General features: G+C 62.1%; 7 protein-coding genes. 6 read left to right on the top strand and 1 reads right to left on the bottom strand.

Features of this window, described 5'->3' with window-relative positions; translation table 11 throughout:
• Positions 1 to 5: 5 nt before the first annotated feature.
• On the top strand, positions 6 to 1,733 hold the full coding sequence (locus C7I56_RS00825; protein WP_158702941.1) for a ShlB/FhaC/HecB family hemolysin secretion/activation protein: 1,728 nt from the start codon (positions 6 to 8) through the stop codon (positions 1,731 to 1,733).
• Between the two features lie 12 nt (positions 1,734 to 1,745).
• Positions 1,746 to 10,178 (top strand): YDG domain-containing protein, encoded by an 8,433-nt coding sequence (locus tag C7I56_RS00820; protein ID WP_106638667.1) that lies wholly within the window; start codon positions 1,746 to 1,748, stop codon positions 10,176 to 10,178.
• Here C7I56_RS00820 and C7I56_RS00815 read toward each other — a convergent pair.
• Entirely contained in the window at positions 10,162 to 10,971 is an 810-nt protein-coding gene (locus C7I56_RS00815) for a class I SAM-dependent methyltransferase (RefSeq protein ID WP_106638666.1), read from the bottom strand. The genes C7I56_RS00820 and C7I56_RS00815 overlap by 17 nt on opposite strands.
• Before the next feature lie 111 nt (positions 10,972 to 11,082).
• Here C7I56_RS00815 and C7I56_RS00810 point away from each other — a divergent pair, with 111 nt between their 5' ends.
• From C7I56_RS00810 to C7I56_RS00795, 4 genes are all read left to right on the top strand, one after another.
• Positions 11,083 to 11,838 carry a 16S rRNA (uracil(1498)-N(3))-methyltransferase gene (locus tag C7I56_RS00810; RefSeq protein WP_106638665.1) on the top strand — a complete coding sequence of 252 codons (756 nt, stop codon included), beginning with the start codon at positions 11,083 to 11,085 and terminating at the stop codon, positions 11,836 to 11,838.
• A 42-nt stretch (positions 11,839 to 11,880) separates the two neighbouring features.
• On the top strand, positions 11,881 to 13,254 hold the full coding sequence (locus tag C7I56_RS00805; protein WP_106638664.1) for a glutamate--cysteine ligase: 1,374 nt from the start codon (positions 11,881 to 11,883) through the stop codon (positions 13,252 to 13,254).
• Positions 13,255 to 13,357: 103 nt separating this feature from the next.
• Positions 13,358 to 13,981: a PilZ domain-containing protein gene (locus C7I56_RS00800; protein WP_158702940.1), complete on the top strand. Its 624-nt coding sequence runs from the start codon at positions 13,358 to 13,360 to the stop codon at positions 13,979 to 13,981.
• 8 nt (positions 13,982 to 13,989) lie between these two features.
• The gene (locus C7I56_RS00795) at positions 13,990 to 14,370 is read left to right on the top strand and encodes a hypothetical protein (protein WP_106638662.1); all 381 of its coding nucleotides are present in this window, start codon (positions 13,990 to 13,992) and stop codon (positions 14,368 to 14,370) included.
• The last annotated feature ends 2 nt before the right edge of the window (positions 14,371 to 14,372 follow it).

Here is a 14,372-nt window from a genome sequence, read left to right as displayed (position 1 = left end):
ATCAAATGGTTATGGTTGGCGTGGGTGCGCATGCGCGCGCCCTGTTGCGTTCGTCCGTTCTTATCGCAGGCGGCATCGGTGCCGCAGCATCCGCGCAGGACGCGCTTCCCTCTCGCGAACAGATCCAGATTTTGCCGGAACAACAGGCGCAATCTCGCGGCCAGGTCGACATTCGCACGCAGGATGTGGCGCGTCCGCCTTGTGCATTCGAAAATTCGCCCTTGGAAGTGAGCCTCGACCGGCTGCGGTTCGTCGGTCCGGGTGGCGAGGCGCTTCCAGCCGAGATTCTGGCGCATGTGTCAGGTGTGACGCCCAAGGCCGGAAGCCAGCCGTTGTCGGCGCTTTGCGCCTTGCGCGACGAGGCCGCGAACAGGCTGAATGCTGCGGGCTACATCGCCTCGGTTGACATTCCGCCACAGGAAATCGTCGGTGGCGAAGCGGCGTTGCAGATCATCCCCGCTCGCCTCAAAGACGTGCAAATCATGGGCAACCCCGGCCCGTATAAGGCGACCATCACGGCGCGCATCGCGCAGTTGAAGGCGCTTGGCGCGCTACGGCGTCAGGAGGTGGAGCGCATCCTGCTGATCGCGGGCGACGTGCCCGGGCTCGACGTGGCGCTCAACCTGCGTCCCGCCGGTGCCGCGCCCGGAGAGGTGAACGGTATCCTCTCGGTCGCTTACACGCCGTGGACGGTCACCACGAATGCACAAAATATGGGATCGCGGACGATCGGCCGCGAAAGCACGTCCGTGCGGGCCGATTTTTACGGGCTCACGGGCCTTTCCGACCGCACCTTCATCGGCCTGTCCTCGACCTTCGACGTCGATGAACAGCAGACCATTCAGGCCGGCCATTTCTTCGGTGACGATCGCGGCGGCACGCTCGGCGCGCAGGTGAGCTATGCCTGGTCGTATCCGGATATCGGATCGCTCGATTTCCAGTCACGCTCGCTGATCTTCTCGGTCGATGCCGCAATGCCGCTCGTCCGGGCTGTGCGCGAAAATGTGAGCGTTGGCGCGGGCCTCGAGCTGATCGAGCAGCGCTCTTATCTCGGCGAACCAGACAACGGCCCTCTCATCACCCGCGACAAGTTGCGCGTCTTCTATGCCCGCTTTCAGGGGGGCATCCGCGCGCCGCGCTTTGGCGCGCCCGACGGCTATGCGCTTGGCGGTTCGATCGAACTGCGCAAGGGACTCGGCATCCTGAATGCGAGCGAAGAGGGCGAATTGGCGCTCAGCCGCACCGACGGCAACCCGGAAGCGATCGTGCTGCGCGGCACCTTCGACGGCATGGCAAGCGTCCTGCCCGGCCTCAGCTTCGCCACATCGGTGCAGGGGCAATATGCGGACGATCCGCTGCTGAGCTTCGAAGAATATTCGATCGGCAACTACCGCCTCGGCCGCGGCTATGATCCGGGCGCGACGAGCGGCGACCGCGCGTTCGGCTTCCGCTTCGAACCGCGTGCCGAGCTGCCGCTGACCGGCCCGGTGCGGGCGCAGGCCTTTGCCTTTTACGATCATGTGAAGGTGTGGAACCTCGACCGCTTCACGGCTGAAGATGGCCGCATCCTGCGATCTTGGGGCTTTGGCGCGCGCCTCAGCCTGCTCGGGCGTGCCGCGCTCGAATTCATGTACGCGATCCCCGAAGACAAGGCGCTCGCGACCGATCCGGCGACCGCGTCCAGCCGCTTCCTTGTTTCGCTTACCACCCAGTTCAGTTCGAAAGTCCGGTAAAGGACACCGCGCATGGCCCAAACGTTCCGCCTGACCCTCGTCGCCACCACCGCGCTCGTCTCAGTCCCGCTCGCCGCAACCAGCGCGGGCGCGCAAGCGCTGCCCACGAACCCGACCTTCGGCGCTGGCCCCGCGCCGACGATCACGTCGGACGGCTCGACAATGACGGTTGGCCTCAATCAGACCAATACGATCATCGACTGGGAAACATTCAATGTCGGGACCGGGAATCGCTTAGATTTCACCTATGGAGGCAGCGAAAGAGGCGCGGTGCTGAACCGCGATCAGAGCGGCAACCAGTCTACAATTACCGGCGCGATCAACGGCCCGTCCAATCTCGACGTCTATATCCTGAATTCCGACGGTGTGGTTTTTGGGACCGGCGCTAATGTGAACGTTGGTGGGCTTGTTGCAAGCACACTCGGCATGGACTCCGACGATTTCATGGACGGCGGGGCCATGAAGCTGGCTGGTGACTCCTCGGCTAAGGTCCAAGTGCTATCGGGCGCAGAAGTCAGAACAAAAAGCGGTAGGGTTGTTTTAGCGTCAGCGGGCGGCATCCACATTAATGGGCGTGACGAACTGTCGAGGTTAGGCGTGATTGCGGCTGCCGATGATGTGGTTATCGTTACCGCACAGGAAGTGACTATATCGGGAATAGGAAGCCCGCTATCGCTTACCATCTCGCGAGGGACGACCGGCGGTGACGTTACACTTGCAGGTTCAGTGACCGGTCGGAACATTTATGCCGCCATGGCGGCGCAAGAAGGTGCCGGCGCGTCAACGCTGAGAGTTGCAGGTTACCTAGCCGCGACGACGGCAAGCCCCTCCGATCGCGGGATCGTGCTCTCCGCCGGTGTATCAGCTAGTGGCATCGAGTTGGCGCCCGATACCGGTGCAACGGGTGGAGGAGTCAATATCAATTCGTCCGGCACATTGGTAACCTACAAAACACATACAAGTAATGTTGCCGATATCGGCGTCTTCGCCAACAGCTCAGTCCAAATCAGGCAAGCCCAATCGGCGGGAAATCTGGAGATTTTTTCCCCAAATCCGATAAATGTGTTGAATTTATTCGATAGCCCATCGACTCTCTCGGCGAGAGGTAATTTATTAATAGGAAACAGCCTAGTATTATTTGGTGAAACGTGGATATCAAACCTCGGCAACATTCAGATTGAGGGAAGCATCAGTAACGGCTCGGGGAACGGTTGGATCAAGGCCCAAAGCGACTCCGGCAACATCGATTTTCAGGGCGACGTCAGCCTTGCCAGGATCGAGGCTGTTGCCACTACAGGCACAGTTCTTGGTAAAAACCTGACATCGACCGGCGACATCCTTCTTAAGGGAAAAAGTATGCAGGCCTCGGCCGTCAGTGCTGGGCGCGATCTAAGCGCGACCGCGACTGCCGGTAACATCACTTTCTCGAGCACTACCTCTACCCGCGACGCGATGCTCAACGCGTCGAACATGATCTATCAAGGCGACGTTACCGTCGGCGGGGATTATGCGATTACCGCGCAGGATTTCAGCGGCGGCTTCAACCCGAACCTGACGGGCGCCAACAGCAAGTTCACGATCACCGACACGGGCGGCGGCCTCACCGTGGGCACTCTCAGCGCGCCGGGCACGCTGACGATCAACGTCACGAATGGCGGCAGTCTAAGCCAGGTAGGCGGCAATTTGTCGTCGGCAAATTCCGATGTCGTGCTGTCCACCGTCGGCGGCGGACTTATTGCGCTGGATGGGACGATCAATAGTCCAGGTGTGGTGAGGCTGATATCGTCAGGCGCGCTCACGCAAACGGCAACATCCTCCATCTTCTCCAGCAGCCTGTTTGGAATTGCCGCAGGCAACGCGATCCTCACCGGCGCGAATCAGGTGTCGACCTTGGCGGGTCTCGTAAGTGGGGGCAGAGTCAGTTTCACAAATGATAGAACGCTGACCGTCACGGGCAGCGTCGAAGCTGCGCAGGGGCGCCCAGTTGTTATTTCTGTTGGCGGCGCAACCAGCGATCTCATCATCGATGCAGCGGCCGGGGGATCGGTTTCCGGTGACCTCGTGAACCTGTCGGCGGGCCGGGATATCGACGCCCAGAATGTAACCGGTGGTTCGTATGTTGGTTTAGTTGCGGGTAGAACCATCGACACGGGTATTATGTCGGTCGGAGGCGACCTGAGCCTACGCGCCGAACAATGGTCCAGCGATGCATTCGCTCAGTTGGATGTTGGCGGAAATTTATCGATTACCGATACGGGCGGCGGTTTTGAAATCGGCGATCTCTCCATGTCGGGGTCGATCAGCATTCACACGCTAAGCGGGTTGCTCCGCCTCCTGCCCGGATCAACCGGGCTTCAATCATTAAACGGTGACATCTCTCTATCCCAAGCGTCCGGAGGGGCGGCCGGGATCAATATCGGGAACGCGATCACCGCAAACTCCATCAATATAAATACGACCGGCGTTATCACGATTGGCCCGAATATCGGCCTTTCAGCAACGACCGATATTTCTGCCACTGGAAGGGTGCAGGTCTCAGGTCCGGTGACGTTGACGGCCGGAAACGACATCTACGTGCACGATACGATCGACCGCGCGGCCGGAACCGGCGCTTTGTCGATCACGGCCGGAAATATGGCGTATTTTTACGGCGACGTTGGTGCCACCAATGCCCTCACCTCGCTCACCGTCGACGGACGGGCCGAGCTGAACGGCGTGGTCCGGACCAGCGGCGATGTGACGTTCAATGGAGATCTCTACAGCCCAGGCGATATCGATATCGTATCGGCGTTCGGCACGGCCACGGTCGCGGCCAATGTGGATGCGGGCGGCAATTATCGCGTGCAGGGTCAGTCCGTTTCGCTCGGCAGCGTCGATGGCATAATCCAGCGTGCGCAGGGCGAGGTGACGGTCGCCAGCACGGCGGGTGACATCACCGGCGCGTCGGGGCTGACGATCCAGTCGAACAGCGATGGCATTGGCGAGGAGATGCTGCTTCTCGACGCTATCAACGCTGATATCGATTTAGCCGGTGTCACGCTTCTGGGCGGGACGGATCGGCAATCGGACATCGGAATCGGCAAAAGCGTTCACGGCGTAACGACGGATGACATATCCGCGCGCTCATTCCGCACCTTCGATCCTGTTACGGGGTTGAGCGGCAACCTGTCGGTGAGCGGCGATCTGACTCTGGGCGATGTCACTCTCGATACCGTCTTCAACGTCCAGACCCCGGGCAATATTGCCGCGGGCACGCTCGTGGCGTCCGCGGCCTTCATCCGCACCGGAAATGCCGCAACCCTGACGATGGGTGATGTCGCGGTCGGAGGAGGCTTCGAAATCCTTGCAACAGGTTCGGCTGCGATTGGAGACCTGTCGAGCAGCTACCTCGAAGTCGCGGCGAGCGGCGACCTAGAGGCCGGAAATTTGAGCGTTGGGGGACGTCTGCAGATAGCAGCCGACGGTTCGGTGACGTTGGGCCGGGCGGGAGGTCTGGTTAATGGGACGTCGGTCGAGATTGAAGCTGGCGATCTGACGCTGCTTAGTGACCTCGTTTCTAGTGGCGGCATCAGTCTTACGGCCAATACCGGCGCCATCACGGCGCAATCGGTGACTGCCCATGGTGGGAGTCTTGAAATCGAAGGCCTTGGCCTGACGGCCGGCGTGCTTTATTCGAACCGCGAGATTTCCATCGCGGGGAATGGCAACAAGACGATTGCCAGCCTAGATGCCCGAAAACTAGGCTCTACTGCCACCGGAAACGTCTTGATCGAAGGCGGCGGCAATGTCGTGGTCGGCAGCATCGACGCGGAGGGCGACGTGATCGTCGGCAATATCGATGCGCCGAACAGCCTGACCGTAACCGGTGCCGTCATCGCGGACGGGTCCGTCGCGATGGAAGCTGGCAGTCTCGATCTCGATAGTGTGGCGGCGGGCGAAGATATCGCGTTGCTGGCGACAGCCGGCGATCTCTCCTTCATCAGCCTGAGCGGCGACGATGTCTCTGCCGCCCTGAGCGCTTCGGCGAACGGCAGCATAACCGGGCAGGATGTCACCGGGCGCACCGTCGTACGTTTGAACGGCGGCGCCGGCACCACCACGATATCCGGCGTCGTCACCACGCCGCTGCTTCATTACAACGGATCGCAAACCAATCTTGTAGGCGCGAACAGGATCGCGGTGCTTGGCGCATCGACGGGCGGGCTGAGCCTCAACAATGTCGTCAATCTGTCGATCAACGACCTGCTCGACGCGGGCGCCGCGGACGTTGCGATCACGACGAGCGGTAGCCTCACGGCCGCCAACGGCAGCACCATAAACGGGGCCCTGATCTCTCTGTCGAGCGGCGCGAACCTGGCGCTTGCGGCGGGAAGCGCATTGTCGTCGGCAACTGGCGATGTCGAGCTTTCCACATCAGGCACCGGCAACATCTTGCTCGATGGGACCATCAACGCGCTCGGCAATCTCGCCCTGAACTCGGCAGCCTCTATCGTTCAGGCTGAGACGTCCTCAATCAACGCGGCCAGCCTTTCAGGGACATCGGGCAACACGGCCAATCTGACCGGCGCCAACACCATCGCAGAACTTGCTGGCTTCACGAGTGCTCAAGCCCTCTATTTCAACAACAACGCAACGCTGACAATCTCCGGCCTGGTCAGGGGAGTGGCTGGGGCCGTTATCATCGGCACTGCAGGCGGGAATAGCGATCTCAACATCGATGCGGCTGCGGGCGGCGCTGTTTCTAGCGGCAGGACTGTTTCCCTGACCGCCGGGCGCAATCTTGACGCGCAGAATGTCAGTGCCGCTTCCGATATCGATCTGACGGCAGCCGGCACCATCGACACGGGCGCCGTATCGACCGGCGGCAGCCTCACCATGACCGCCGCGTCATGGTCCGCTGATGCCTTTGCGGACCTGACGATCGGCGATGATCTCAGCATCTACGACACCGCCGGCGACTTCGCGATCGGCGACATCACGGTATCGGGCGATATCCTGATTTCCGCGCAGGACGGCATACTCAGCCTGTCGTCCGGAACGACCGGTCTTCGGTCGCTCAACGGCGACGTGACGTTGACGCAGGCGGGTCCGGCGGGCGGAATCCAGATCGGCAATGGGGTCTACGGCCGGACCATTTCTCTTGATGGTCAAAGTGTCGATTTCGTTGCGGGCGCCGCGCTTTCGGCGGTCAACGATATCGAGGTGGCGGGGCAGACGATCGTCTCGGATACGGCCACTTTGACTGCGGGGCGGAACGTCAATTTCACCAACGGCATCGACGGAAATGCCGGCCGGGGCGACCTCTCGATCACCGCCGCGTCCGTGACATTGGGGGGCGCGGTCGGTGCGTCCAGCGCGCTACGATCGCTCGTCATCAACGGCACCGTGGACCTGAACGGCGCGGTTCGAACCATTGGCGACATGACGTTCAATGGCAATGTGGCGAGTTCCGGCGATGTTGATTTGCTCTCGACATCGGGCAATGTGACGGCAACCGGCAATATTGCTGCCGATGGTTATCTTGCGATCGAAGCGGGTGGTGATGTCACCACGGGCAATTTGTCGTCCGGCGGCGCATTACGGGTAACCGCCGATGGCGCGGCCACGCTCGGTCAGGCCAGCGGCGGACAGGTGGCCGCGACGGGCGCGATCACCGTCAATGCCGGGTCACTTACCGCGCGCGGGCTCATGCGATCGAGCGGCGGCGGCATCAGCCTCACGTCTGACGGACTCCTCACTGCGGACAGGATCGACGCCGCAGGAGGCCCGCTCGTCATCGCGGCAGGCGGCATTGTCGCGGGTGCGCTCTCCTCCTCGTCCGATCTTTCGATTTCGGGCGATGGGGACAAGACGATCGCAAGCCTTCAGGCTCTGAATGCTGGCGACATCAGGATCGATGGTCAGGGCGACATTTCGATCGGCACCGGCGGCGCGGCTATCTCCACGGACGGGGACGTGATCGTTGGCGACGCGGTTGCGCTCGGCAGCCTGACCGTCAACGGCAGTATCAATGCCGGCGGCTCTGTTGGGATTGAAGCGGATGGCGATGTCAGCACCGGCAACCTGTCGTCCGGCGGCACGCTGCGCGTCGCGACCAACGGCGCGGCAAGGCTTGGCCAAGCTAGCGGCGGACAGGTGTCCGCAGCAGGCACCATAACCATCGACGCCGGGACGATCACCGCACGCGGGCTCCTTCGGTCGACCGGAGGCGGCATCAGCCTTACTGCTGGCGGCCTTCTTACAGCGGACAGGGTTGAAACCGCTGGAGGCCCGCTGGCCATCGCGGCAGGCGGCATCGTCGCCGGCGCCCTCTCCTCCGCGTCCGATCTTTCGATTTCGGGAGATGGAGACAAGACGATCGCAAGTCTCGCTGCTCTGAACGCTGGCGACATCAGCATCGATGGCAGCGGCAATATTACCATCGGCACCGGTGGCGCGGCGATCTCCACGGATGGGGATGTGATCGTCGGCAGCGCGGTTGCTCTTAGCAGCCTGACTGTCAACGGCACCGTCAGTGCGGGCGGATCGGCGATCATGACGGCGGGCAGCTTCGATCTCGACACTGTCGTGGCTGATCAGGATATCGCGATCACCACGACAACCGGCGGCATCCGCTTCGGCAGCCTCAGCGCAGAGACTGTCGCCCTCAATATGCCCGTTTCAGCCAATGGCGGCATCGATGGGCAGGACATCACCGCCGATCATGTTGTCCTGAACGCGGGCGACGGCACGATATCGGTGACCGGGGTCATCGATACGGCGCTGCTCCAATATGCCGGTTCGAATGCCATCCTGAACGGCGCGAACCGGATCGCCGCACTGGGCAACTCGTCCGGCGCGCTGTCGCTCAACAATGTCGGCAACCTCGTGGTCGAAGGCGTGGTCGCCGGCGGCACCGGAGACATTTCGGTCCGGACGAGCGGCAATTTCACCATTGCGAGCGGCGGTCAGGTGCGCGGCAATCTGGTCGGCCTGTCGAGCGGCGGCACCTTCGTCAATGCGCGCGGCAACGATGCGGTTACCGCGCTCGATCATTGGGCGATCTACCTCACCAATCCGGCGGGGCACAGCTATGGTGGGCTGGACAGCAACAACCACGCCGTGTGGAACGGCACGATGACGAGCCGGGCGATCAACAGCCTTTCGGGCAACCGCTACGTTTTCGCCTATCAGCCGACGGTCACCATCTCCACGACGGGCGCCACCAAGACTTATGGCGACGATCTCTCCGGCGCACTGGCAACTATGTATACGGTCGGCGGCCTGCAGGCGGGCGTTTCCGGCGCTTTCCTTGCCGACACCGCCGAGAGCGTCTTCTCGGGCACCCCGCTGATCAGTTCGGCGGGCGCGGCGATGAAGGCGGGCGTGGTGGGCGGCCCTTATGGCGTAACGGCCAGCCAGGGATCCATGAGCCCGCTCAGCGGCTACGCGCTGGCCTTCGTCAATAACGGCCTCATCACAGTCACCCCGAAGACGGTCACAGCCACCGTCACGGCCAACGACAAAACCTATGACGGCAACAACCTGGGAACCGGATCGGTTACGCTGGACGGCATATTGGATGACGACAACGTCAATACCGCCGGCACGACCTTCAGGTTCGACGACAAGAATGCCGGGACGGACAAGACGGTGACGATTGCGGGCACGATCCTGACCGGGGGCGACGCCAGCAATTATAATCTCGTCGTTCCCGTCAGCGCCTTGGCCGATATCCTGAAAAAGGACATTACCGCAGTCGCAACGGCCCAGAACAAGACCTATGACGGCACTGCCGGGACGACAGGTTCGTTCACCTTCAACGGCAAGGTCGATGGCGATATCCTGACGGCGACGGCGGATTTTGCGTTCGACAACGCGAATGCCGCAAATGGCAAGACGGTCAACATCACCAATGCCGTGGTGAGCGGCGCCGATGTGGGCAACTACAACATCGTCATTCCCGCCTCCACTCTGGCTTCCATTCTCCGCCGCACGCTCGTCGTACAGGCGAACAATGCCACCAAATATTCCGGCAAGGACGACCCCCTCTTGGGATATGTCGTGACAAGCGGGACGCTGGTTGAGGGCGATGTGCTGACCGGCAACGTCGCCCGCGCGCCGGGCGAGAGGATTGGCCGTTATGCGATCGGTCAGGGGTCGCTCACCGCGTCGAACAATTATCAGATCGTCTATAATCCGGGCACCTTTACGATCCGCCCCGATCCGGAGGCGCAGCGGCCCGATCCTGCGCAGGATCTCGCGACGCTCGCCAATGCCTTGTCGAAGCGGCACCGCATACGCGCGCGCGGCGAGATTCTCGATGCCAGCCGGGCTTTCTGCCCGGCGACGGATGAGGATCGCGAAACCTGCATGACGACGGCGGAGAATGAGGTGTGGAAACGGCCTCCGGGGGCCGGACTCGCAGCTCGCTCCTCATCGCACCGGATCACAGCTGGACGGTGACCTTCAGGTAAGTGGCGGGAATTTCGGTTCTCGCCGCGCCGCCCTTATTCTGTTCGATGAAAAGCTGGTTGAGTTCGGCCAGAAGCTCGTCTTCCTGCCCGTTCGCCGTGGCCGCTTCGAATGCGTTCATCGTCGGGCCGTAATAGTTGCGGAATAAGGCGACGAAATCTTCCGGGGGACCCGGATAGCGGAAGGTGTAGGTCGCGCGCTGGCAGTCGATCGCGAAGGGATCGACGCTCGCCGCCGCGAACCTTTTCTCGACTTCTTGCCGAATGCCCCAGGTGACTGGGCTGACGAAGCCTTCGGGCGGGGGCGGCGTGTAGCTTGCGCTGATCTTCAGGATTTGCGCGACAAGCGTGGGGTCGCCCGGAATCCAGTTGCCCATCACGATCCGCCCGGCCGGCCGCGTGACGCGGACCATTTCGCGGGCGACGTCGACGGGTCTCGGCGCGAACATCGCCCCGAATATACTGACGACGAGATCGAAGCTTTCGTCCGCAAGATCGCGAAGGTCGGACGCGTCGCCTTCCTGGAAGCGGACATTGTCGAGCCCCGCCGCGGCGGCACGCGCCCGTCCGGCCGCGACGAGATTGGAGGCGATGTCGACGCCCAGAACGTTCGCGCCGCGCTCCGCTTCGGGAAGGGCGGTTGTTCCGTCGCCGCAGCCGAGATCCAGAACATCCATCCCCTCGCGGATGCCGAGTGTATCGACAAGCTCTTCGCCACTATCCCGGATCGTCGCGGCGAGCCGGGTGAAATCGCCTTTTTCCCACAATGCCTTGTTTGCGTTCATCTCTTGCCTCCGGATGCGGGACATTAAAATGCTTCAGCACCAGGCGCCTTGCGATTTGTCAGTGATCGACAGCGTCTCGACCTTGGCACCACGCGCGGCTAGAGCGATGCCATGCCCGCAACGCCCGCCTGGCCGCCGTCCAGCCTCCCGCGCCTTTATGTCGATCAGCCGCTCGCACAGGATCTGGCGCTGACCCTGGACGGCGCTCCGGCCAATTATCTCGGCGCCGTATTGCGGCTGCAGCCCGGCGATGCGGTGAAACTGTTCGACAATTGCACCGGCGAATGGCTGGCCGCGATTGAGGAGGCTGGGCGCAAGCGGCTGTTGCTCCGCATCACACGGCAGCTGCGCGGGCTCGAACCAGTGCCGGACCTCTGGCTGCTCTTCGCGCCGATCAAGAAGGGCCGGATCGATTGGATTGTCGAGAAGGCGACGGAATTGGGCGTCGCGCGCCTGGTGCCGGTCATCACCCGGCGCACCATCGTCGACCGGCTGAACCAGGATCGCCTGTTCGCGCATATGGTCGAAGCTGCCGAGCAATGCGAGCGAACCGCCCTGCCTTTGCTCGACGACGCTAGAAAGCTGGACGCCGTGCTGAAGGACTGGCCGGACGATCGCACCCTCTATTTTGCCGATGAAATGGGCGGTGAGCCTTTCGCCGCCACCGCCCGGCCCGGGCCCGCCGCTATTCTCATCGGGCCGGAAGGCGGGTTCACGGATGAAGAGCGCGAGACGATCCGTGCGATTGCCGCCGCCAGTGCGGTATCGCTCGGTCCCCGCATCTTGCGCGCCGACACGGCGGCCGTAGCCGCGATCAGCATCTGGATGGGCGCGGCTGGCGATTGGTCGATGTCGCCACGATCTTAAACCCGCTAGCGGACGGCATCGCGCCCCGTTACAGCACCGCGCATGACGACACGCGTGGCCTCAGGCGGAAACGATCCCCTCATCGAGACGAGCGACGATTTGCTCGCTCCCTTCGTCAAGGGCGAGAAGCCGCCTGAAGCATGGCGGATCGGCACGGAACACGAAAAATTCGTCTATCGCCGTGACGATCATCGCGCGCCTTCTTATGACGAGCCCGGCGGCATTCGCGACCTGCTGATGGCGCTCACCGAATATGGCTGGCAGCCGGTGATGGAGGGCGACAACGTCATCGCGCTCGCCGGTGCGGATGGCACGATCAGCCTTGAGCCCGCTGGCCAATTCGAACTGTCGGGCGCGCCGCTCGAACATCTTCATCAAACCTGCGCCGAGGCGGGCCGCCACCTTCGTCAGGTGAAGGAAGCTGGCGACAAGCTTGGCCTTGGTTTCCTCGGCCTTGGCATGTGGCCGGACAAGACGCGCGCCGAATTGCCGGTGATGCCGAAGGGCCGCTACGGCATCATGCTGCGCCACATGCCGCGCGTCGGCTCGCTCGGCCTCGACATGATGCTGCGCACCTGCACGATCCAGGTAAACCTCGATTACGCATCCGAAGCCGATATGGTGAAGAAATTCCGCGTCGGCCTCGCGCTTCAGCCGCTCGCCACCGCGCTCTTTGCCAATTCGCCTTTCACCGAGGGCAAGCCCAACGGCTTCCTTTCATTCCGCAGCCATATCTGGTCCGACACCGATCCGCACCGCACCGGCATGCTGCCGTTCGTGTTCGAAGATGGCTTTGGCTACGAACGCTATCGCGATTATGCGCTCGACGTGCCGATGTACTTCGTTTTCCGCGACGGCAAATATATCGATGCGGCGGGCCTGTCCTTTCGGGATTTCATGAAGGGCGAACTCTCCGTCCTTCCGGGCGAGAAGCCGCGTCTTTCGGATTGGAACGACCATCTCTCCACCGCTTTCCCTGAAGTGCGTTTGAAGAGCTTCCTTGAAATGCGCGGCGCGGACGGCGGGCCGTGGAGCCGCATCTGCGCCCTGCCCGCTTTCTGGGTTGGCTTGCTCTACGATCAGGCCGCGCTCGACGCGGCGTGGGACGCGGTCAAACATTGGTCGATCGCGGATCGGCAGCGGCTGCGCGACGAGGTTCCAAAGCTTGGCCTCAAGACGCGGACTCCGGATGGCGAGACGTTGCGCGAGCTTGGCGTCCGCATCCTCGACATATCGGCGGGCGGCCTCAACGCGCGCGGTCGCATCAATGCATCGGGGGACAATGAGACGGGCTATCTCGATCCCTTACGTGAAGTCGTCGCGCGCGGCACGACGCCCGCCGAACTTCTGCTCGACCATTATCAGAACGCGTGGAAGGGTGATGTCCGCCATATTTATGAGGAAATGAGCTTTTAATCGCACCGGCGGGCGGTTTAGAACGGTCGCGGTAAATCATTCTTAAACCGTTTCCGGATAGATGATCCGGAATGGAACACGCTCAGATGCAAAGGGCAGCTGCATGCTGAACAAGGCGAATGAGGAGGAGACGGTTTTCTCCTTTTCAACGGAAATGCCGGAACAGGATCCGCGCCGCCAGTCGCCGCGTATCCGGATTCTGCGCGTCGGCACCTTGATCGTGAACGGCCGCCGTGAACTCTGCCTCATCCGCAATGTGTCGGCGGGCGGGCTCATCGTGCATATCTATTCCGACTTCAATGTCGGTCAGCGCGTGACGGTGGAACTCAAATCCTCCCAATCGATCGACGGCACGATCATGTGGGTCAGCGATTCGAATGCAGGCGTCCAGTTCGACCGCCCGATCGATGTCGAGGAATTGCTGTCCAACCAGATCCAGGAAGACGGCTGGCAGCCGCGCATGCCGCGCGTCGAGGTAGACCGCCTCGCCACCCTGCGCATCGGCGCCCATGTCATCACCGCGACGGTGCAGGATATCTCGCAAGGCGGCGTCCGCGTCGAGGTGGATACGGAGCTTAATCCCGGCGACGACGTCATCGTCACGCTGGAAAAATTCCGTCCGCTGCCCGGCGTCATCCGCTGGCATCATAATGGCCTGGGCGGCATCGCGTTCAACGAAGTGCTGCGCTTTCACGAATTGATGGACTGGCTTCGGCCGAAGGGCTGAGTCAGGCGGTGCCCGTCTCCGGCAGAAGCGAAAAGCGGCTGCGATTTCTGGCCGTCGCCATCGCGGCGCTGATCCTGTCGGGCGAAGTTGCGCGCTGGTGGGGCAATCCCCGTTTCATCCCCCTCGCCTTCGAAGAAATTTTGATCGCCGCCGCGCTCATTTGGGCTGCGCTGACCCGGCGGTTCGGCACGCTTCCACTCGTTGCGGCCTGGGCTCTGCTCGCGGGCCATATGCTCAGCCTGCTCGTGCCGACGCTCGACCATTTGCTGTTCGGCCCGCCCAAGGCCAAGGTCGGCTTTTACACAGCGGCTCTATCGATCATGCTGGCCATCGCTTTGTTCGCCCTTGGCTGGGCCATGAAGCTGACACGCAACAGGAGCGCGCAATAACG

The sequence above is a fragment of the Allosphingosinicella vermicomposti genome, assembly GCF_003012815.1.
In the GTDB taxonomy this organism is placed as follows: Bacteria; Pseudomonadota; Alphaproteobacteria; order Sphingomonadales; family Sphingomonadaceae; genus Allosphingosinicella; species Allosphingosinicella vermicomposti.
Note: the sequence above shows the minus strand (reverse complement) of the source record. Positions and strands in the feature narration are given on the sequence as shown.